This is a genomic window from uncultured Thalassospira sp., from assembly GCF_963976115.1.
In the GTDB taxonomy this organism is placed as follows: Bacteria; Pseudomonadota; Alphaproteobacteria; order Rhodospirillales; family Thalassospiraceae; genus Thalassospira.
This window is the reverse complement of the sequence record NZ_CAXBJJ010000019.1, coordinates 47,712-69,681: the sequence shown is the minus strand read 5'-3', so window position 1 is coordinate 69,681 and position 21,970 is coordinate 47,712. Positions and strand designations below refer to the sequence as shown.

The window sequence follows — 21,970 nt, the reverse complement described above, 5'->3', positions numbered from 1 at the left end:
TTTGGCAGTGTGCTGCTGTTTCCATTGATGTCGTTTTGCGGGGCCCTTTTTCCGTGGCTGTTACGACGATGGGAATGGTCGGCGTGGTTTTTCTTGCTGCCGTTTTTGGGCACCGGATTTGTGGTGTTTTCGGCAACACTTCTACAAGTTAAATGCAGCGGAAACTTCGCCTGTATCACCTGACGCCAAGACTTAAATGAAAAGGCCCGCCAACAAGGACAGGCCTTTCATTTTTGCCAAAAGGCAAACAAATGTCATACCCGTTTTCGATGAGAACAACTCATTGAAAGCGGGTTCGGTCGGCTGCGGTCAACGCGTTTTGGCATCAAGCAGCAGATTGAAGGGATTTCATATCGATGACAAAGCGATATTTAACATCCGATTTCTGCATCCGCTCATAGGCCTGGTTAACGGTGTCGATCGTGATCATCTCGACATCCGAGGTAATGCCATGTTCGGCACAGAAATCGAGCATCTCCTGGGTTTCGGCGATCCCGCCTATCAGAGACCCGGCAACAGACTTGCGCCCCAAAATCAACCCGGCACCGTGGACTTCCTCAACCGGCGTAACCGCACCGACAATCACCATTGTCCGATCGCGTTTCAGCAACGTGATATACGGGTTCAGGTCGTGTTTGACTGGAATGGTATTGAGCAGGAAATCAAAGCTGCCCGCATGGGCCGCCATGGCATCGGCATCCTTGGAAACCAGCACTTCATGCGCCCCGAGCCGCTTGGCATCTTCGCCTTTGGCTGCCGAGGTCGTGATCATGACAACATGTGCGCCCAGGGCTGCGGCAAATTTAACGCCCATATGACCCAAACCACCAAGGCCGATCACGCCGACCTTGTCGCCCTTTTTCACATTCCAGTGGCGCAGCGGCGACCAGGTGGTGATACCGGCACATAAAAGCGGGGCAACAGCCCGGGTTTCAAGTTTATCAGATATGCGCAGAACGAATTTTTCGTTCACAACCACCTTGCCGGAATAACCGCCATAGGTGTGCCCGCCCAGCACCTTGTCTTCACCGTTATAGGTGCCGACCATGCCGTTTTCACAATATTGTTCCAGCCCTTCTTCACAGGACGGGCACGACTGGCAGCTATCCACCATGCAGCCAACACCCACCAGATCGCCCGGCTTGAACCCTTTAACATGGGCCCCGACATCGGTCACCCGGCCAATAATTTCATGACCTGGCACCACCGGATACAGCGCGACACCCCAGTCATTGCGGGCCATGTGCAAATCCGAATGGCAAACACCGCAATAATCAATATCAATGGCCACGTCGTGGGCTTGCACCTGTCGACGCTCAATGGTTAAAGGTTCGATATCCGAGGTCGCCGATTTTGCACCATAAGCTGCAACTTGCATTCTTTCTCTCCGTGTTTAGAGTGATCAGTCAGTCAAATTATCGGTAAAAAATTACGCGCAAATGCCCCGCCAGAAAACATCAAAACTGCGATGGATATGTTTGCCAGCCTCGACCGTGTCAAATTGATGATGGCGTAAATACATCACCGCCACCCCGATCTGTGCCATCGACAGCTCACAAATATAATCCACAGGCAAATCAACCAGCTCATGCCGATCAACACCTTGGCGCAGCTTTTCAACTTTCAGCTCGAAAATCACATCGACACGCTTTTGCGCCGATGCACTTAAAGCTCTCGCCTCCCGAAGCAAAACAGACACTTCATGACGCAACGGATTGGCGACGGCCCATTGAATATAACCCCGCCAGATCCCGAACATCACTTCCTTTACCGACATCTCCCGACCGAGACCAGAAAGCACATTTTGAGCAATATCCTCCTTGATCGACAGATAAACACTGTCGATCAACTGCTGTTTTGTAGGAAAATAGTTAAACAGCGTCCCGTTTGACACGCCAGCTTCTGCGGCAATTCGCGCCGTGGAAACCGACACACCATCGCGGGCAAAAAGACCGATTGCCGTCTCAATCAAATGTGCTTTCTTGTCTTTCATACGCAGAACCTATCAAAAAAATGACTAATCAGTCAATCAGGTTCATAGCATTACCTCGCTCAGACGATTTTTTCGTCTGCGGCGATCATCGCCAGCCCATGCGCCACCGACAAGAACGGTTGGCCAATTTCAACCCGCTCTTTGCCAAAGCCGTCTTCAAACAAACGTCGTACAGCAGGCACATAAGACGTACCACCGGTCATAAAGACCTTGGAAATATCGCCAGCTTTTAGTCCCGCCTGATCCAGGCACTGTTTGGCGGATTTTTCGATATCGGCAATATCGGGGCTGATCCAGCTTTCAAAATCGGCACGAGAAAGTTTTTCATCAATTTCAACCCCGCCATGCTTGAACTGCAACAACGCATAGTCATTGGACGACAATTCAGCCTTCACCTTTGACACCGACTGATACAGGAAGAAGCCCAGTTCTTCTTCGATGATGGTGACCAGATCGGCAATGTCATCGGCACTTTCGGCGGTGCGAATAATCGCCTGAAGATCGGCCATAGTGCGCGGATTACGCATCATCGACAAGTAATGCCACCGCGCAAAGGCGGTATAATATTGCCGCGGCACGGGCAAGGACCCGCCCATCACCCGATAGTTCGATCCAAATCCAAGCCGTGGCCAGATCACATTTTGAATGATGCGATAATCAAAACTGTCGCCCGCGATGCCAAGGCCGGTATGGGCCAGTGCCTTAACCCCGGCAATGCCCTTACCTGGCTCAAACCGGATCACGGAAAAGTCGCTGGTGCCACCGCCAAAGTCGGCAACCAGAACCGTTTCCGGACGATCAAGCGTGCGGCCATAATAATATGATGCCGCCAAGGGTTCATAGACCATTGCTTCGACTTCAAAGCCTGCCTGTTCGTACGAGGCGCGCAAGCGGGCCTCAGCAAAGGCATTGTCCGGCCGGCTACCGGCAAAGGCCACCGGGCGGCCCGAAATTACCCGGCGCCCCAGATGGCCCAGTTGGCTTTCGGCGTGATAGTGAATTTGGTTCAGAAACGTTGCGATCAGGTCTTCAAGCGAAAAGGCCGTGCCAAAAATATCCGTTCCGTCAAAATCCTTTGCCGCCAGATAGGATTTGATCGACTGGATCAGGCGGCAATCCTGACTTTCGCGTTGATATTCGGCAATGGCGAACGGGCCGGAACAACTGCGCAATTGCGGAACAGACCCCGCAACCTTGATATCCTGTTCCTGCCACAGATACAAAATCGTCCGATAGGTATCAAAACTGTTTGTTCCAACTTCAAAGCTGGCAGACTTGACGTTTCCGGCTTCATCGGCCACGGCCAGAACAGAATTGGTTGTACCAAAATCCAGTGCAATTATTTCGGACATACGTGCAACCTTTCCAAACTGTTTTAATCCCTGTCGCAACAAGGGGGCGAAGCATGTACCCCAGTCATCGGCACACTGCAACCAAAAACCGCCGTTCGGACATTGCACCAACCAGAAAACAGTTTTTCAATGACGAAGAACTGAAATTGCCAACGATGAACGCGTCACCAGATAAAGGCGACACACCGTCTTTCATCTTTTTGCAAAATCCCGAATTTTAGAGCTGGTCAACATAAAAAATGGGGTGCCAAGGCACCCCATTACACATCAGGCAACAGAACCCGAAAGACTTATTTATACCACACCTTGCGGCTGAAATCGTGAACGGCACGAATATAGCGCACCGTACCGCTTTGACTGCGCATCACGATTGATTCCGTTTCCGCACCGTGCGCAAACCGGCGTACACCGCGCAACATGGCACCATCGGTAACACCGGTTGCAGCAAACATCACATTGCCATGGGCAAGGTCGGTCAGAATGTATTTACGGTTCAGATCCTCGATACCCCATTTATAGGCACGGGCAACTTCATCGTCGTTGCGAAACAGCAAACGGCCCTGGAACTGGCCACCGATACACCGCAGGGCAGCTGCGGCCAAAACGCCTTCCGGTGCCCCACCAGTGCCCATATAAATATCGATGCCCGAGGTCTTTTGCGATGTCGCAATCACACCCGCCACGTCGCCATCATCAATCAACATGATGCGTGCGCCCGCTTCACGGGTTTTGGCGATCAGTTCTTCGTGGCGCGGACGGTTCAAAATGCACGCAACCAGGTCCGAAACATCACAGCCTTTGGCCAAGGCCATGCTTTTAAGGTTTTCAGCCGGGGTTGCGTCAAGATCAACCACGTCATCAGGCAAACCACCGCCAACGGCAATTTTCTGCATATAGGTATCTGGCGCGTTCAGGAACCCGCCTTTTTCGGCCATGGCCACAACCGCAAGCGAGTTCTGGCCGCCGGTCGCGCAAATGGTGGTCCCTTCAAGCGGGTCCAGTGCGATGTCAATTTCGGGGCCTTTGCCACTGCCGACTTCTTCGCCGATATAAAGCATCGGCGCTTCGTCGCGTTCGCCTTCACCGATAACAACCGTGCCCCGAATATCAAGGCTGTTCAGCGCATTGCGCATCGCGTCAACGGCGGCCTGGTCGGCGGCCTTTTCGTCGCCGCGTCCCATCAACCCCGAACAGGCCAGTGCTGCTGCTTCGGTGACACGTACTGTTTCAAGCGCAAGATTTCGATCCATATCTTCCGTCCTTGTCTGTTGGCGCGGGGTCTGGGGGCCCCGTCTCATTTTTCCCGGTAGGCGAATTCTTTGGTTATGCCAAAGTTATAACGCCCCGCTGGTGTAAACCTGCGGGGCGCATATGTCTTTTTTTTGTTTTGTTACGATGCGAAATTTTCAATACGCATCAAAACCGGCGGCTGCGAATTACTTTCAAAGCCCGCGATGGTTGCCAATGCCTCGTGCATGGCACCTTCGTTGGTTTCGTGGGTGATGAAAACCACCGGCACAACACCCCCTTCGGTTTCGGCCCGCCCCTGCTGGATCATGGACGCCATTGAAACGCCGTTTCCGGCAAGGGCTGCCGTCACCTCGGCCATCACGCCGGGGCGGTCCCATACCATCAGGCGCAGGTAATAGGCACCGACATGCTTTTCGAGCGGAGCCCGTACATTTTTTTTCAAACGATTCGCTGCGACACCAAAGATCGGCGTTTTACGACCCGCAGCAATATCGACAAGATCGGCAACTACCGCCGATGCCGTTGGCCGTTCGCCTGCCCCCCGTCCCTGAAGAATGACAGGGCCGACATAATCGCCTTCCAGCGCAACGGCGTTAAACACACCTTCGACCTTTGAAATCTGGGTCTTGCGGTCCACCAGCACCGGCGAAACGCGCTGTTCGATGCCTTCCGCCGTTTGCTTGGAAATACCCAGCAACTTGATACGATACCCAAGTTCTTCGGCCATCTGGATATCAAGGGCGGATACACAGCGAATGCCTTCAATCGCAATCGCATCAAAATCGACTTCCACGCCAAAAGCCAGGCTGGTCAGAATCGCAAGCTTGTGCGCGGCATCAATACCATCAACATCAAAGCTGGGATCGGCTTCGGCATAGCCAAGTTTCTGCGCTTCGGCCAGAACATCGGAAAAATCGCGGCCCTGCTCGCGCATGGTGGTCAGAATATAATTACAGGTTCCGTTCAAAATGCCCGTCACCCGCGAGATCACATTACCAGACAAGCCTTCACGCAGGGCCTTAATGATCGGAATGCCACCTGCAACCGCAGCTTCATAGGCAATGGTAACGTTATGGGCATCGGCAATACGTGCCAGTTCAACACCGCGCAATGCAATCAACGCCTTGTTGGCGGTAACGACATGTTTGCCAGCTTCCAGGGCGGCCTTGCACAGGTCATAGGCAATCCCGTCCGAACCACCGATGGTTTCGACAATCACGTCAACATTACTGTCGAGCGCCATTTCACGGGCATCTTCATACCAGGTCAAACCTTCGGTCGAAAATCCACGGTCCCGAGTTCGATCGCGCGCCGATACTGCTGTGACAATCATCGGGGTCCCGGAACGGTCCGCCAGATTGTCCCTGTGTTCGCTCAGCAGTTTAACGGTTCCGGCACCGACCGTACCCAGGCCTGCCACACCGATCTTTACGACGTTTCGCACGATAACTCCTTGTCATTGCAGCATATTTCACCCACTCACGCACAAATTCCGGGACGCAACATATGCGCCCCGGAGCATGTCGATAATGAGTTATCGAATATTAGACGGTTTTCTTCAACAGTTCCCGTGCAGAATTTGCATCGGGGCACTTTTGAAAGAACTGTTTGATATTGCGATTGGCCTGCCGAATGCGGTGTTTGTTTTCAACCAGGGCAATGCGCACATGGCGATCACCATATTCGCCAAAGCCAAGCCCCGGTGCCACTGCAACCCCGGCTTCCTGCAACAAAAGTTTGGAAAAATCGAGCGAGCCCAGTTCGGCAAACGGCTCGGGGATTGGCGCCCAGGCAAACATGGTTGCCGCAGGTGACGGAATATTCCAACCTGCCGACTGCATGCCTTCAATGAAAATGTCGCGGCGATCACGGTACAGGGTCCGAAATTCGTCGATGCAATCCTGCGGGCCATTCAACGCCGCCGTTGCCGCCACCTGCACCGGGGTAAAGGCCCCGTAATCAAGATAGGATTTAATCCGCGTCAGGGCGTTGATCAGCTTTTTGTTGCCTGTGGCAAAGCCGATACGCCAGCCCGCCATCGAATAGGTTTTTGACAGCGAATAAAATTCTACCGCAATTTCCTTGGCCCGCGGAATTTGCAGAATCGAGGGCGGCGGGTTGCCATCAAAATAGATTTCCGAATAGGCAATATCAGACAGGATATAGATTTCATGCTCGCAGCAAAAATCGACCACTTCCTGATAGAAGTTAAGATCAACGGTCAGGGCTGTCGGATTGGCCGGGAAGTTCAAAACCACAGCACTGGGCTTGGGTACCGAATGCTTCACCGCCCGGTGCAACTGTTCCATGAAACTTTCGGCATTGAAGGTTCCCTGATCGTCATGACCAATTGGAATATGACGCAGGGCCGCACCGGCAATGATAAAACCAAAAGCATGAATCGGATAACTGGGATTTGGCACCAGAATGATATCGCCAGGGCTGGTGATCGCGGCGGCCAGGTTGGCAAGGCCTTCCTTGGAGCCAATGGTGACAACGGTTTCGGTTTCGGGATCAATATCGACGCCGAAACGACGGCCATAATACGCTGCCAGCGCCTTGCGTAAACCAGGAATGCCGCGCGACATGGAATAACCATGGGTGCGCGGGTTCTGCACCGTTTCGATCAGCTTATCAACAATATGTTGCGGTGTGGCCGGGTCCGGGTTGCCCATGCCAAAATCGATAATGTCCTCGCCCGCTCGCCGCGCCGCCGCCTTCATCGCATTGACTTCTGCGAAGACATAAGGGGGAAGACGTTTTACGCGGTGAAATTCAGAGGACATTATCCAGTATCCTTACCAAACGCGCTTTACGCAACTTTATGCGAAAAAAGCGACCTCTTGATGAAAAAAATTGCGCGCCACCCGGCATTATCCTGGTGGCGCGCCGTACAATTCGAAGGATGTACCTTTTTTACGCTCAATAATCCATAAAGATTTCGACGCGACGGTTTCCAGCTTCGCCTGCCGGAACCCCTTCAAAATAGCGGGGATCAGAGGCACCTTCGGCAGAAACATAAACGGCGTCAGGGTTAACACCTAGAGCCAGCAACTGGTTGATAACGACCGAGGACCGACGTTCCGAAATCATGCGATTGATTTTTTCGTGTTGATCAATCGACATGTTTTGGGTGTGGCTCGATGCATGACCGATCACCATCAGGCGCGCGGTATCGTGTTTTTGCCAGGCAACAGCGACCTTTCTAAGCACATCAACATCGGTGGTGCTTAATTTTGCCGAGCCATCGGCAAACTGGATTTGCGCAACCTGGGTATTATCCGTGGCATTGGGCAACTGCATAACGGCCTTTACCCCAAGGCGGGATGCCAGCAATTCATCAGGGGTTTCGCCAAGCGGCCCGTCATTACTGGTAACATCACCTATGATCGGGGCTGGCGGAACCTTGTTTTCAAGCTGGCTTTCATCGACCTTTACCGATCCGTTATCGGTATACATCGAATAATCAAAATCGCCCGCCGTCCCCTTGTCGGTACCGGACGGCATCGGTTCCTTGTCAAACTGCCCCTGCCCTTCGGCCAGGCGGCGTTTATATTGCGCCATCACCGGGTCTTCTTCCGGTGCGGCAACGGGGGCAACAGGGGCAACGGGTTCAGGGTTCACTGCGGCCGACGGGCTGCTGGCTTGTGGCACAGGCGGTTCTGCTTCAAGCTTTTTAGGCGCCAGTTTCGGAGCGGCTGGTACAGGCGGGGCAGCGTTGATGGCTTCTTTGCTTTCCGCCTGTGCCGTTGCCTCTGCTTTTGCGGCGGCTGCGGGGGCTTCGGAAACGGTTTCATCGGCTGTCAGCTTGGGCGCATCAGGCAATTTGGCAGCTTTTGGCACCGGCAACGGATTATTGGCCGCCTTGGCATTCCATTCATCGACGATCCGCGATCCACTGGACGACGTTGCACCCTCGGCAATCGGTGTTTCTTTCAAACCCGCCGGTTTTGGTTCGGGCATGGCTGTTGCGGGTTCGAGCATTTTTGCCGATGTGACACTTTCCTTTACCGGGGCGGCGGCTGATGCTGTTGCCAAGGCCGGGGAAGACGCGGATGCACTGCTTGCAGATGCCGGTGCAGTTGCAGTTGCAGTTGCCCCCTGCGGCGCAATCGGATTAACAGCAATGTGCTCAACCCGGCCCGTGCTGCTGGTATATTTGGCATTGGCACGGTCTGCGGCCAGACCGGCGATCAGAATGTCACGTTCGCTATCACCGGTGACAACCGGGCGACTTGGGGTATCGGCAAGGCGGGGATAATCGTTTTCCTGCCCGGGAATCGGCTGCTGCGATTTCGCAGGCCCTTCATCCCCGGCAAATGTGTCGCCAATACTTTTGCCCCATTCAACAGGATTAATGGCATCAGGCACCGACGAACAGGCCCCCAACATCAAGACCACGGCCAATGCCGACCCTGTTTGAAGAAGACCGCGCAAGCAAGGCTGTTTATGCCCTGCGCGCAAAGTCGGTTTCAAGACAGCCATTGATATTCTTTGCTCCAAAATTGAAGAAACGCGTGCATATGATCTGCGACAAACACGTCATGTTATATTTCTTGTATCATGCCCTCGTGGCACGTTAGGCTGCCAAAGTCTAAGGATATGATATGCTTGGGATCAAGCAGTGTTTCAACTTACGTGCCGATTACGATGGGTGATATCATAAAGGAATGCGCCATGACCGATCAACAGGCCAGCGAAACCGAAAATTCACATCCCGACCCGGAAGAACTTTCAGCCACGATGGCCGAAATTGCGGAAAGGAGCCAGCGTCTTGTTGCTGATTTTTTGGCACGCCAGGCCGACGACCCTGAAATTGCGAATCTGGACCCGTTAAATATCGGGTCGGCCTTTATGGAACTTTGCACCCACATGATGCAAAACCCGACCAAACTGGCCGAGGCACAGATGCAGTTGTGGCAAAATTATATGCAACTGTGGCAAAACACGACGCTGCGCATGTTAGGTCACAACGCCGAACCCCTTGTAACGCCCCAAAAAGGCGACCGTCGCTTTCGCGACGACGCATGGCAAGAAAACGAAGTTTTCGACTATATAAAACAATCCTATCTGTTGTCGTCGCAATGGATTCAAGGCCTGGTACAGGATGTTGACGGGCTGGATGACAAAACAGCACAAAAACTGGATTTTTATACCCGTCAATTCGTTGATGCCATTTCACCGACCAATTTTCTGATGACCAACCCCGAAGTTTTGCGCGCCACGCTCGAATCGGGCGGCGAAAACCTGGTCAAGGGTTTACAAAACCTGCTTGATGACCTTGAACGAGGCAAAGGCAAGCTTCAGATCAAAATGACCGACCTTGATGCTTTCAAGGTGGGCGAAAATGTTGCAACCACACCAGGTGCGGTGATTGGCAAAACCGATTTGATGGAATTGCTGCAATACACGCCATCAACCGACAAGGTTGCCAAGCGCCCGTTAATGATCATTCCGCCATGGATCAACAAATATTACATTCTGGATTTGCGCCCGGCAAATTCATTTATCAAATGGGCGGTTGATCAGGGCCATACCGTTTTTGTCCTGTCCTGGGTCAACCCTGACGGCGAACTGGCGGAAAAATCATTTTCCGACTATGCCAACGAAGGCATCCTTGCCGCTCTGGACATGATTTACGAAGCCACCGGCGAACGTGATATCAACGCCATTGGCTATTGCCTGGGCGGCACCCTGCTGACATCGACCCTGGCCTATATGGCCAAAAAGAATGATGACCGCATTAAATCAGCAACATTCTTTACCACCCTGACAGATTTTGAACATCCCGGTGAACTTTCGGTCTTTATTGACGAAGAACAGATTGGAAGCCTGGAACACAAAATGGAAAAGGAAGGCTTCCTTGAGGGAAGCGATATGGCGACATCGTTTAACATGTTGCGCGCCAATGACCTGATCTGGTCGTTTGTGGTCAATAACTATATGCTGGGCAAAGATCCGTTTCCGTTCGATCTTTTATACTGGAATTCGGATTCGACCCGGATGCCAAAGGCAATGCACAGTTTTTATCTGCGCAACATGTACCAGAAAAACCTGCTGCGCGAGCCAGGTGGTATCAGCATTCTGGGCGAACGCATTGATCTGCGCGACATTAAAATTCCGGCCTATTTCCTGTCCACCCGCGAAGACCATATCGCACCGTGGAAGGCCACATATGCCGGAACGCAACTGTTATCGGGGCAGGTAAAATTCGTGCTTTCTGCATCGGGGCATATTGCCGGTGTGGTCAACCCGCCTGCGGCCAAAAAATATTGCTACTGGACTTATAACCGCAACCCGGCGGAGCCGGAACAATGGCTGGAAAAAGCCACCCAGCACGAAGGTTCATGGTGGACGGACTGGCAAAACTGGATCAGCCGCCGCAGCGGTGGCGAGGTTGATGCCCGCAAACCGGGCGACGGCGACCGCAAGGTCATTGGCCCGGCACCGGGCGAATATGTAAAGGTCAGGCCATAAACACGCCCGCTTTGACAAAAATATAAGCCCGCAGACACCCATAAAAGCGGTCGGAATCCATATTCCGGTCGCTTTTTTCGTTTACACTATATTTCCTTTAATCACGCAATCTGGACTCTGTTTTTAAACGCGAACGGATACAAGCATGACCAAGACAATCGGCTTTCTGGGCGCAGGACGCATGGCCAGCGCCATGATCACCTGCCTGTTATCCCGGGGATATAAGATTCGCGTGTGGAATCGCAGCACCGAAAAACTGGCACCGTTGATTGAACAAGGTGCAATTGCCTGTGAAACGCCTGCCGATGCCGTGGAAAATTGCGAATTTGTCATTTCATTCATGGCCGATGACACGGCATCACGGCATGTGTGGCTGGGCGATGACGGTGCGCTTGATGCCATTGCACCGGGAACCATTGCAATTGAATGTTCGACCCTGTCGCATGGTTTTGTACGTGAACTTGCCGATATCATGGAGGCGCAAAACATTCCCTATATCGACGCCCCGGTCACGGCGGTACCCGAACAGGTGGCACGCGGTGAAACGGTTTTTCTGATCGGGGCCGAGTTGGCGGTTCTCGAACGCGCTCGCCCGATATTGGAAGCCGTTGCCAGCAAGATTATCCATTTTGGCCCTGCCGGATCGGGAACCGTTTATAAATTGATGAATAACCTGATCGGAGCAGTTCACATTGCCGCAGTGGCAGAACTTGTTGCCGTGGCCCAAAAGGCCGGGCTGGACGGCGAACAGGTGGCGCAAACCTTTATCAATGGGGCGCTTGCCAGTGGCCCCGCCACCATGACTCTGCCCGGCATGATTTCGGGCAATCATCATGAAGGCATTCATTTCACCACCGCCTTGCGGGCCAAAGATGCCAGCTATGCCCTGCAATTGGCGCGCGAACTTGACCTAACCCTGCCCGTTGGCAAGGCCGCCAGCGCGGTGTTTAATCACGCAATCGCGATTGGCTTTGGCGACCTTGCGCAAAGCGCGGTGATTGAAACATTTAAAAAATAACCAAGCAAAAGCACGGTTCGGATTGGCATTAGCCTGATACCGCCGGAATATAGCAAATCCACCTGCCTGAAAAAGCAACCTTCTTGCCCGCAGGTGGTTTTACACCATAGAAAAGATCAATTTTGCGCTGATTTGGCGGCTTTTGCTTCTTTGGCGGCCTGTTCCTGTGCTGCCAAAAGCGGTTCATAGCGCTTGTCCGTCAGGGTTTTCAAGAATGCCACCAGCGCATTTTCACGGCGGCTATCCAGGGCATCGCCCTTTTCCAGTTCCGTCATTGAAATCGTTTCAGGGACTTCGGGTGCGGCCCACGGTTTTTGGGTTTCATTGTTGATCTGCGCAGCCTCGGAACGGCTGTTATATTTGTTGTAAAACCGGATAACGGTTTTCAGATCGTGGAACACACCATTATGCATGTAAGGTGCCGTCACCGCGACATTGCGCAAGGACGGCACTTTGTATTTGCCCTTGAATGACGTGTCGGTAATTGCCGGATTATCAAGCAAACCGTTATCGACAAAATCGGGGTTCTGGCCATCGGCCACGCGCTGGGCACGGTTCTGGGGCACGCCGATATTGTGATACTGATAATTGGTGAAGGTTTCACCTTCGGCCCCGGCCGCCTTTATCTGGTGGCAGGCATTGCAATTGGTAAATTGCTGCGAGAAAAACAACACCCGGCCCAGTTCTTCGTTCGGGGTCATTTTATACGCGCCGCGCAACCAGCGATCATATTTCGAATCGAACGGGGCAAATTGATCGGTCCTTTCAAACGCGGCAATGGCCTGGGTCATGGCCGCAAAGGCGGCATCGTCATCATCCCAGATATTTTGTTCAAACAGTGCCTTGAAAGCCGTCACATAGTCCTGGTCTTCTTTCAGGCGCGATACAACATCATGGGCACTGCCCATGCCCATTTCCACCGGGTTCAAGGGCGGCCCACCGGCCTGTTCGGCAAGGCCTTTGGCACGCCCGTCCCAAAACTGCCCCCCCACCGGAATACCCTCTTTGGTGATATGAAAATCGGGTGCCAGTGCGGCATAGGCCGCCATCGGTGCATTACGATCCCCAAAGGATGCCCCGTCATCGCCCATCGAAAACGACCCGTTGGCAATGGTATCGCGCGGATCGCGAAAGGCCGTTTCCGGGTCGTGGCAGGTGGCACAGGCCATGGTGCGGTTTTTTGACAAACTGGTATCAAAATAAAGGGCTTCGCCCAGTTCCGACAGTGTTTTGAACGCCACAGATTCATCCGCAGACGGCTGATCGTTCGCAGCGGCGATCGCGATCGCAGCAGCTCGCGCCGATACCGGATCAGATTGTGTTGCAACCCCATTATCCGCTGCCTGTGCCGGGATCGCCAGCCCCCCGAAAACAGCAAGGGCCAAACCGCAGGCCATAACACTGTTGCGCCAAGGACCCGGCAAAACCGGCAGAAACGGTTGGTTTTTAAAGGTGGAGCTGTTCATGATGGGACCTTCAGGCGCTGTGGGATCGCAAATCATTCTGAATTGCTTTCTACTGCCCCTATTTGTCTTATTCCTTGATAAAGGTCAATAATCAACACCATTAAAACACGGTTAAATTTCTTCTTCTCGTCAATGAACAGCTTCACACAGCGGCGACATGGCGGCGACGGCGCAGTAGCGGCATTAACTGCACCCCAATGATCGCCACCAATATCAGACCACATCCGGCATATTCCATCGGCAACAGGCGTTCACCCAAAAAGATGGCCCCGGCAATGGCGGCAAAAACGGCTTCCGCGCTCATGATGATCGCGGCGTCGGCGGCCTCGGTGTAATTTTGCGCCACGCATTGCAGGGTAAAGGCCACCCCGGCCGACATGATACCCGCATATAAAATTTCAAACCCTGCCCCGTAAATGGATTGCAGACTGAATTCCTCGGTCGCAGCCCCCATTGCCATACCCAAAACGCCCGTAACAAAAAACTGAACCGCCGCAACGGTAAGCGGTGCGCGGGTACGTTGTGCCATAATGCCGACCAGCACCACCTGGCAGGCCCAGAAAAAGGCGCTGCTCATCACCCAGAAATCGCCACTGCCCAGCCCGGAAAGATCGCCACCGCTCAGCATATAGGTGCCCAGAACGCACAAAACCCCACCGGGCCACACCGCCCAATGCGGCACAATGCGAAACACCAGCAAGGCCAAAATCGGCACGGTGGGCACATAAAATGCCGTTAAAAATGCGGCATTGGTGACCGATGTATCAATAATGCCAATTTGCTGCAGGATGGAGGCCAGAAACATGGCAATGCCGGTCGCCAGCAATCCCAGCTTGTCTCGCGTCGAAAAGCGATACCCGGCCAGATACAGGCGCGAAACTTCGCGCAAGGCAAATGGCAGCACCGCCACCGTGCCAAGCAAAAACCGCACACCGGTAAAATAAAACGGGCCGATGCTGTCCATACTGGTTTGTTGCACAACAAAGGTCGTGCCCCAAATCAGGGCCACAAACAGGATAACGCCATTGGCTTGCCAGCGTGTCATGGTTTCGTTCCATTCCCTATTGCGATCTGATGTCGCAATTCCACAATTGTATAATGTATAAAAATTGGTTTATCGCAGGGCGGATAGGGCTTCAAGCAATCTGTTGCCCGCATAAAAATTACGATACCCGCCCAAAGAGCCGATATCGCAATTATGTGGCAAGCAATCAAAGACAGGTAAAACAACCGCGTTATCGTTAACCTTGCGCATCCGGCAGTGAAATAACCGCCTTGCCCGATGCGATGTCGGTGCGGTATTCGGCGGCCAGCGCAGCATAACGATCCGCAGACACCTTGAAAAATTCGATTTCTTCCCGGGTCAGATCACGCACTTTGCGCGCCGGAATGCCCGCCCACAATTCCCCCGCCGGAATGCGTTTTCCCGGCGACAAAAGCGCCCCCGCACCCAGCATCGCCCCCTGCTCAATCACGCCGCCATCCATTACCGTGGCCCCCATGCCAACAAAGCTGCGATCTTCAAGGGTGCAGGCATGAATAACCGCCGAATGGCCAATGGTTACATCATCGCCAATATAAGTGCCAAACTTGCCCTTCGACACATGCACCATGGTCAGATCCTGGATATTGGTGCGCGATCCGATGCGAATTTCATGCACATCCCCGCGAATGACACAGCCAAACCAGATGCCGGTTTCCGGGCCAATTTCCACATCGCCAATGATGGTGGCATTGGGCGCGATAAAACTTGTGGCGTCTATTTGCGGCACGGCATCGCGATATTTCAGGATCGTTGGCATGATATGTATCGCCCCAGTCTGTTTGCGAGAATAATTTTGTCCGATCTTAACGCCTTCGCCCCGACAAGGAAACACACAGCAGAACCAAACCAGCCCAAACCGACATTACCGAACCGGTCGCGCAAACCGTTTGGCGCCAAAAACACAGGCAATCACCGCCAAGGTAACCAACACCATGGTCGGGTCCACGGTTTCCGACAAAATCGCTGCGGCCAGCACCATGCCAAAAAACGGCTGCAACAATTGCAACTGCCCCACCGCCCCGATGCCGCCCAATGCCAGCCCGCGATACCACAATAAAAACCCGACCAGACTGCTAAAAACCGCGACATAACCCAACGACCACCACGATGCGCGGTTAATATGAGTCAAATCATCGGGCATGGTGAAAACCAGCAATACCAGCATCAACGGCACGGCCGCGACCAGCGCCCAACAAATTACCTGCCATCCGCCCATTTTGCGCGACAAGGTTGCGCCTTCGGCATAGCCAAGGCCGCAGACCACAATGGCGGCCAACATCAAAAGATCGCCTTTCAGTGCGCCGTGCAGCCCGTTGCGCAACGCATAACCACAAATAAGCGCACTGCCCAACCCGCTAAACAGCCAAAACACCGGGCGCAACCGTTCGCCGCCGCGCAACACCCCGAATATGGCCGTCGATAATGGCAACAAACCGATAAACACCAACGAATGCGCCGATGTGACAAATTGTAACGCCAGCGCGGTTAATAGGGGGAAACCAACCACCGTGCCCAACGACACAATCAGCAACGACATATAATCGCGCCGTATCGGCAGGGATTGGCGCGTAATCAATAACAGGCAAAGGGCCACTGCCGCCGCCAATACCGCCCGCGCCACCGTTAAAAATACCGGATCAAAACCGGTCATCGCCAAACGGGTGGCCGGCAAGGACCCGCTAAAAACCAGCATTCCCAAAAATCCAAATATCCAGCCCTGTGTCGTGCGGCTCATCACGGCCCCCTTTTTGTTTAGCACCGACACCAGCAATCGCTTGCTGCACGTCATTGCACCAGACATAATCCAGTACAATTTGACCAAACTGTATTGGTATTATTGGAAGTACAGATGGCAAAAAGTTCGGCCCCAGCCGATCACAATTCAGGCACACTTGTCGGCCAGGTTATGGCACATATTGGCGCCCGCATTGCCAGCCGCCGCCTGGTGCCAGGCGCACGGCTGCCGTCTATTCGGCAATGTGCGGAAAAAATGGGGGTTTCAAAATCCACCGTGGTCGATGCCTATGACCGGCTGGTGGCCGATGGCACCCTTGTGTCACGGCGCGGTTCGGGCTTTTTTGTTGCGGGCCATATGCCGCCCCTGTCAATTGCCCAACTGGCCCCCAGGCTGGACCGGGCGATTGATCCGTTCTGGGTCTCGCGCCAGTCGCTTAGCACCAATGACAGTGTGTTAAAGCCCGGCTGTGGCTGGTTACCGCCCGACTGGATGCCGCATGATGCGCTACGTCGCGCATTACGCCATCTGGCCCGCGGGGATGATAATACCCGCCTGACCGATTATGGCACTCCCCTGGGCTCCCTTGCCTTGCGGCAATTGCTGGGACGGCGGATGGGTGATTATGGCATTGCCGCACCCCCGGAACAGATCATGCTAACAGAATCGGGCACGCAGGCGATTGACCTTTTGTGCCGCATGCTGATTGAGCCGGGCGACACGGTTTTGGTCGATGACCCGTGCTATTTCAATTTTCAGGCCCTGCTCCATGCCCACCGTGCCACAATTGTGTCGGTACCTTATCAAGCCGACGGCCCGGCGATGGATGCGTTCGCGCAAACCGTCACCCGGCATCAGCCACGGCTATATGTCACCAATTCGGGTCTGCATAATCCGACCGGGGCCTGCCTGTCGCCGGTAAAAGCCCACAAGGTTTTGAAAATTTGCGAAAAACATCGCGTCACCCTCATCGAAGACGATATTTTTGCCGATTTTGAAACCACCCCGGCCCCGCGCCTGGCCGCATTTGACGGGCTGGAAAATGTTGTGCATATCGGCAGTTTTTCCAAAACCCTGTCGGCATCCGTGCGGTGCGGCTACATCGCCACTCAAGGCCCGTGGATCGACAAGCTGGTCGACCTTAAAATCGCCACCAGTTTTGGCGGCGGCAAATTATCGTCTGAAATTGTGCTGTCGGTTTTGCGCAACGGGTCCTATCGCAAGCATATGGAACAGGTGCGCCAACGGCTGGCACGCGCCATGACCGACGTTACGGCAAAATTTGGCCAACTGGGCATTACCCCGTTAACCCCGCCTGCCGCTGGCATGTTTTTATGGGCGCGCCTGCCCCATAATATGGATGCAACCGCCCTTGCCCATGCGGCCCTGCGCGAAAACATCATTCTGGCACCGGGAAATGTTTTCAGCCTGTCAAAAACAGCAGGCAACTTTATGCGTTTTAACGTCGCACAGTCGCAAGATACCCGGTTGTTTGATTTTCTAAAAACCGAAGTGGCGTTGCAGAAATAACCCTAAAACCATTGAAGACAAACAAAAAGGCGCGCCCCCAAAACAGGATAACGCGCCTTTAAAAAATTAATTCACCCCGTCCCGGTCAAAAGATCACGGGAACAGCGGCTCGATCTCAAGCCCCATGGTTTCAGGCAGGCCCATCATGACATTCATGTTCTGAACAGCCTGGCCCGAAGCGCCTTTCACCAGGTTATCTTCGACCGCGACAATAATCACGCGGCCCGGCACCCGGTCCCTGACCACACCAATCAGCACATAGTTAGAGCCCCGCACATGGCGGGTTTGCGGCGTTGCGCCAAAAGGCAAAACCCGAACGAACGGTTCGTCCTCATAACGCTTGGCCAGAACCTCGTGAATGTGTTCAGGTGTTACACCATCAGCCATTTTCACATAGATGCTTTCCAGAATGCCCCGGCTCATCGGCATCAGATGCGGGGAAAAATTGATCACCACATCCTCGCCCGATGCCCATGCCAGCCCCTGTTCAATTTCCGGCGCGTGGCGATGTCCGCCCGTCCCATAGGCATGAATGCCTTCGGTCACCTCGGCATATAGCAACCCTTCCTTGGGCGAACGGCCCGCACCGGTGGCACCGGATTTGGCATCAATAATAATGTCCTGCGCCAAAACCAGTTTCTGCTCCAAAAGCGGGGTCAGGCTTAATTGTACCGGCGTCGGATAACAGCCAGGGTTGGCGACCACACGGGCCTTGGCGATTTTCTCGCGGTGCAGTTCGGTCAGACCATAAACCACTTCTTTTTGCAGATCCTGGGCGGCATGTTCGGCCCCATACCATTCCTTATAGGTCGCGGCATCAAACAAGCGAAAATCGGCCGACAGATCGACAACCTTGATATGGGTCGGCAAACCGACAATCACTTGCTGCGTCGTGCCATGCGGCAGGGCGCAGAAAATAACATCAACACTGTCCCAGTCCGCTTCATCAATGCGGATCATGGTGGGCAATTTCAAATGGGCAAGATGGGGAAACACCTCGCCAAAAGGACGCCCGGCGCGTCGGTCGGCGGTCAACAGGACGATTTCGGCAGCGGCATGGTGCGCAAGCAAGCGTACCAATTCCGCGCCGGTGTATCCGCTGGCACCGAGAATTCCGACTTTAACCTTGGCGTCATTCATTTCAAATCTTGCTCCTTACAGCATATATTCGTGTTTAATTACCGGCAGATGTTGGCAAACATGCCCCCGCGATGCAAGACATTCCGCGCCCTATTTCGCCAACCACCCATGCAGTAACTGCATATACGCAGTATCACGTGCATGTTTCCGGGTGTTCTCAGGGGCTGCGGGGCTTGCGCACAACGGCCGGACAGGCGTTTTTCTCGGTCGGACGGGCGGTTGCGAATCTTTTTATTGCTTCATACCCGGTAACCGGCATGGCCGGATAGGCAGGCACAAACCGGTCGTCCGACAGCCCGAACGCGCTGGCGCGCAGACCGGAACGTTTTTGCCAAATGCGACGATGCGCATCGGACAGGTTCACTTCGGGATCATCGATCAGAAAAATCGCATCGCGCGCCAACCGGTCATTATATTTGTGGGATGAGGGCAACCATGCAGCCAACTGGCGGCGCATTTGGCCGGGCGACGGCACAATGCGGGTGCGGCTGACAAAATACTGCATTTTTTCGATCAACGGGGCCAAATCGCCCGGTGGCGCGCCGCCATGCGTGGCACGGTCAATAAAAAATGCCACGTCAATTTCGGTCGGGTCCCGATGAATAACCGGCTTTAAGGCCTTATAAATGCGAAAAAACCGCTGCACCTTGCCGCCATCGGCATTCGCGGCTTCATACACCCTGCTGTAGGCTTCCTGCACTTCGGGCAAGGCCCCATAACGGGCAAAACGCTGTTTTAAATCGCTGCGGCGACGGGCATTGCCCCAGGCCGCACATAATATGGTTTCCACACTGTCTTCATCGCCCAGCACGACCCGGCGCATGGTATCGGCCTCTGGCCCAAACACGGTTTGCAACAATCCGGGATGGGCTTTTTCCGCCAGAACGATAATTTGCTGAATTTCGGCACCATGCCCCGCCGTGGCCCCGCGCGGCCCCCAGGTCAGATAGGATGCCTTGTCGTTGGAATAGCAATAACGATCACCTTCGATAAACTTTTTACCCGTCGACGGATTACGCGACTGGCAAAAATTAAATTCCACCCGGTCATAATCGGTTCCTTCCAGCGCAAAGGTAAGCTGGTTTGCCCGCTCAATCGCATCGGGGTAAGGCATGGTATCGGGCATCAGTGATTGCCAAAGCCCAACCGTGATCGCACCGCTATCTGCCGGGTCGTTCACCTGGCCACCCGCCCTTGGGCTGCAAGACAGGTAATTATTGATGGCTTTTTGTGTATTGTTCCCAATGGCCCCATCGGGCGCGCCATATTGCGACGCAGCGCCCCCCCGGCATCGGGCCGCGGCGGCAAACAGGCGTTCCTGAAAAACGGCAACCATGCTGAATTTACCAACCGCCAGCGGGCGCTGGTCATAGTGATATAAAACCTGATGCGGGTTGGCCGCCCATGCCGGGCCGGTTGCAAGCACGGTTAAACCGGCCAAACACACCCAAACACGGCCTAAAAACGGCATTAATTGTTGCTGCACCCGGTTCATTCTGCCGAATATCCAAACATTTCGCGACATTGCCAACACAACCAACAAGCCATTGCACGCAAACAAAGTCAAATCGGCAAAGCACATTTGCCAACCGGTTGCAGCAAAATCAACCTTTGCCCCGGATAAAGCCTTGCCCCTGCCCTTTCCCCGCTGCGACAGATTGGCCTTAAACCGTTGGCACGTCGGGTAATAGCAACATTTTGGCACGCCACCGCGAGACGACGATACCATGCCCCTTGATGACGAACCCAAACGCCATCTCTGCCCAGCTTTCACCGAGATGCGCAAGGATGCACAAAAAGAAGTCATCAACACAATGATCTATCTTGTGCTTTATATTCCCGGGCCGCTGATTGTGCTGCGGGCGATCACACATAAGTCGTTCGGCCAGGAAAAACCCCGAACCGGTTTGCTGCGCTTATAAATGCAGCCCTCGCTTTGGCCCGGGGGTTTATATGCGTGCCAGCCTGGCCGATGCAATCAAACAGGCTGCTTGACGACAAGGTTTTGTGCGCGTTCTAGCAGCGCCAGGCGATAGGTCCCGATTGCCGTAAAACCGACGGCTTCGTAAGCGCGGGCCGCAGCGGGATTATTGGTAAACAAAACCGCGACCTTGCACCCGCGAACCCGTGCCGCCAGCAAGCACCGCGCCACCAGCAAACGGGCATAGCCCTGATTCCGAAGGCGCGGCGGCGTCCAGACCGGTCCAAGCTGAACACTGTCGGGCAAACGGGCGTTAAATCCGGCCAAGGCGACCGGCTCCCCTTCCACCATCAAGACCCACCACGAACGATCTTCAAGGGCGGTGACAACACGGGCGGCAACACGGCCATCCAGTGATGGGGATTCCTGCATCCCCAGGGCTTCCATTTCGTAATCCCGCATCCAGCGCAGCAATGTGGCACGGTCAATTTTTGCGGCATCAACAACCTGATAACTATCCGCCAGCGGCGGCATTGCCCGTTTCAACTCGTCAAGTTCAAGCCGATAAAGCGTTTCGTCATGATTTGTAGCATAGCAACTGCTCGTCAGCCCAAAATGATGCATCACTGTTTGGGCATCCGCCGAAGGCCCTAATATTCCCGCTACCGGACCGGCGATATGATCGCAACTGAAAGCAGCCAGACCATCCATAATGTGATTATGTTGCGTCTCGCCCTGTGCGGCACCGTCACCTGGACCTTGCACCAGCACATTACCGCCCCGCATATGGGCCAAGACGGCATGAACATTGCCATCGGTGCAAACAGCTGCAAAATAATCGGCAGACAGGGGATGTTGACGTCGGCCCATACCGGCAGCACGCAGATTACTGCGCAGAAACATCGTGCTGCTGGTATGGGCCGACAAAAAACTTTCCAGTGCGGGCCGCTCGTCTTCGTGCAGAATTCTGTACTGCATGGTGTTTCCTGAAATTTGAGGGGAAGAAGGGATATAAATGAAAAGTACAGAAAAAGCCCGCTGG

General features: G+C 54.0%; 18 protein-coding genes. 4 read left to right on the top strand and 14 right to left on the bottom strand.

Annotated features, from left to right (window positions below; genetic code table 11):
• Nucleotides 1–325: 325 nt before the first annotated feature.
• From AAC086_RS20505 to AAC086_RS20475, 7 genes are all read right to left on the bottom strand, one after another.
• Nucleotides 326–1,378: an NAD(P)-dependent alcohol dehydrogenase gene (locus AAC086_RS20505; protein WP_339781564.1), complete on the bottom strand. Its 1,053-nt coding sequence runs from the start codon at nucleotides 1,376–1,378 to the stop codon at nucleotides 326–328.
• 51 nt (nucleotides 1,379–1,429) lie between these two features.
• Nucleotides 1,430–1,993 (bottom strand): TetR/AcrR family transcriptional regulator, encoded by a 564-nt coding sequence (locus AAC086_RS20500; protein ID WP_339781562.1) that lies wholly within the window; start codon nucleotides 1,991–1,993, stop codon nucleotides 1,430–1,432.
• A gap of 59 nt (nucleotides 1,994–2,052) precedes the next feature.
• On the bottom strand, nucleotides 2,053–3,345 hold the full coding sequence (locus AAC086_RS20495; RefSeq protein ID WP_339781560.1) for an Hsp70 family protein: 1,293 nt from the start codon (nucleotides 3,343–3,345) through the stop codon (nucleotides 2,053–2,055).
• Between the two features lie 290 nt (nucleotides 3,346–3,635).
• Entirely contained in the window at nucleotides 3,636–4,595 is a 960-nt protein-coding gene (gene glpX / locus AAC086_RS20490; protein WP_339781558.1) for a class II fructose-bisphosphatase, read from the bottom strand.
• A gap of 140 nt (nucleotides 4,596–4,735) precedes the next feature.
• A complete protein-coding gene (locus tag AAC086_RS20485; RefSeq protein WP_339781556.1) occupies nucleotides 4,736–6,040 on the bottom strand; it encodes a homoserine dehydrogenase in 1,305 nt (434 codons plus the stop codon).
• Between the two features lie 100 nt (nucleotides 6,041–6,140).
• Nucleotides 6,141–7,382: an LL-diaminopimelate aminotransferase gene (locus tag AAC086_RS20480; RefSeq protein ID WP_339781554.1), complete on the bottom strand. Its 1,242-nt coding sequence runs from the start codon at nucleotides 7,380–7,382 to the stop codon at nucleotides 6,141–6,143.
• A 136-nt stretch (nucleotides 7,383–7,518) separates the two neighbouring features.
• Entirely contained in the window at nucleotides 7,519–9,081 is a 1,563-nt protein-coding gene (locus tag AAC086_RS20475) for an OmpA family protein (protein ID WP_339781552.1), read from the bottom strand.
• A 192-nt stretch (nucleotides 9,082–9,273) separates the two neighbouring features.
• On the opposite strand from AAC086_RS20475, the gene phaC reads away from it, so the two are divergent.
• The gene (phaC, locus tag AAC086_RS20470) at nucleotides 9,274–11,073 is read left to right on the top strand and encodes a class I poly(R)-hydroxyalkanoic acid synthase (protein WP_339781550.1); all 1,800 of its coding nucleotides are present in this window, start codon (nucleotides 9,274–9,276) and stop codon (nucleotides 11,071–11,073) included.
• A 145-nt stretch (nucleotides 11,074–11,218) separates the two neighbouring features.
• Nucleotides 11,219–12,091, top strand: a complete 873-nt coding sequence (locus AAC086_RS20465) for an NAD(P)-dependent oxidoreductase (RefSeq protein WP_339781548.1) — start codon at nucleotides 11,219–11,221, stop codon at nucleotides 12,089–12,091.
• Nucleotides 12,092–12,207: 116 nt separating this feature from the next.
• On the opposite strand, the gene AAC086_RS20460 is transcribed toward AAC086_RS20465, so the two are convergent.
• The 4 genes from AAC086_RS20460 to AAC086_RS20445 all read right to left on the bottom strand — a co-directional run bounded on the left by AAC086_RS20460 (nucleotide 12,208) and on the right by AAC086_RS20445 (nucleotide 16,337).
• Entirely contained in the window at nucleotides 12,208–13,557 is a 1,350-nt protein-coding gene (locus tag AAC086_RS20460) for a cytochrome c peroxidase (RefSeq protein ID WP_339781546.1), read from the bottom strand.
• A 142-nt stretch (nucleotides 13,558–13,699) separates the two neighbouring features.
• Nucleotides 13,700–14,602, bottom strand: a complete 903-nt coding sequence (locus AAC086_RS20455) for a DMT family transporter (RefSeq protein ID WP_339781544.1) — start codon at nucleotides 14,600–14,602, stop codon at nucleotides 13,700–13,702.
• Between the two features lie 196 nt (nucleotides 14,603–14,798).
• Nucleotides 14,799–15,359: a gamma carbonic anhydrase family protein gene (locus AAC086_RS20450; RefSeq protein WP_339781542.1), complete on the bottom strand. Its 561-nt coding sequence runs from the start codon at nucleotides 15,357–15,359 to the stop codon at nucleotides 14,799–14,801.
• Between the two features lie 105 nt (nucleotides 15,360–15,464).
• Nucleotides 15,465–16,337 carry a DMT family transporter gene (locus AAC086_RS20445; protein ID WP_339781540.1) on the bottom strand — a complete coding sequence of 291 codons (873 nt, stop codon included), beginning with the start codon at nucleotides 16,335–16,337 and terminating at the stop codon, nucleotides 15,465–15,467.
• Nucleotides 16,338–16,451: 114 nt separating this feature from the next.
• Here AAC086_RS20445 and AAC086_RS20440 point away from each other — a divergent pair, with 114 nt between their 5' ends.
• Nucleotides 16,452–17,867, top strand: a complete 1,416-nt coding sequence (locus tag AAC086_RS20440; protein WP_339781539.1) for a PLP-dependent aminotransferase family protein — start codon at nucleotides 16,452–16,454, stop codon at nucleotides 17,865–17,867.
• A 93-nt stretch (nucleotides 17,868–17,960) separates the two neighbouring features.
• Here the strand turns inward: AAC086_RS20440 and argC are convergent, their stop codons facing one another.
• Nucleotides 17,961–19,007 carry an N-acetyl-gamma-glutamyl-phosphate reductase gene (gene argC, locus AAC086_RS20435; protein ID WP_339781537.1) on the bottom strand — a complete coding sequence of 349 codons (1,047 nt, stop codon included), beginning with the start codon at nucleotides 19,005–19,007 and terminating at the stop codon, nucleotides 17,961–17,963.
• A gap of 157 nt (nucleotides 19,008–19,164) precedes the next feature.
• On the bottom strand, nucleotides 19,165–20,502 hold the full coding sequence (locus tag AAC086_RS20430; protein ID WP_339781536.1) for a hypothetical protein: 1,338 nt from the start codon (nucleotides 20,500–20,502) through the stop codon (nucleotides 19,165–19,167).
• Nucleotides 20,503–20,734: 232 nt separating this feature from the next.
• Here AAC086_RS20430 and AAC086_RS20425 point away from each other — a divergent pair, with 232 nt between their 5' ends.
• On the top strand, nucleotides 20,735–20,929 hold the full coding sequence (locus AAC086_RS20425; protein WP_339781534.1) for a hypothetical protein: 195 nt from the start codon (nucleotides 20,735–20,737) through the stop codon (nucleotides 20,927–20,929).
• 56 nt (nucleotides 20,930–20,985) lie between these two features.
• Here the strand turns inward: AAC086_RS20425 and AAC086_RS20420 are convergent, their stop codons facing one another.
• Complete coding sequence (locus AAC086_RS20420; protein WP_339781532.1) at nucleotides 20,986–21,906, bottom strand: GNAT family N-acetyltransferase; 921 nt, start codon at nucleotides 21,904–21,906, stop codon at nucleotides 20,986–20,988.
• Nucleotides 21,907–21,970 lie beyond the last annotated feature (64 nt).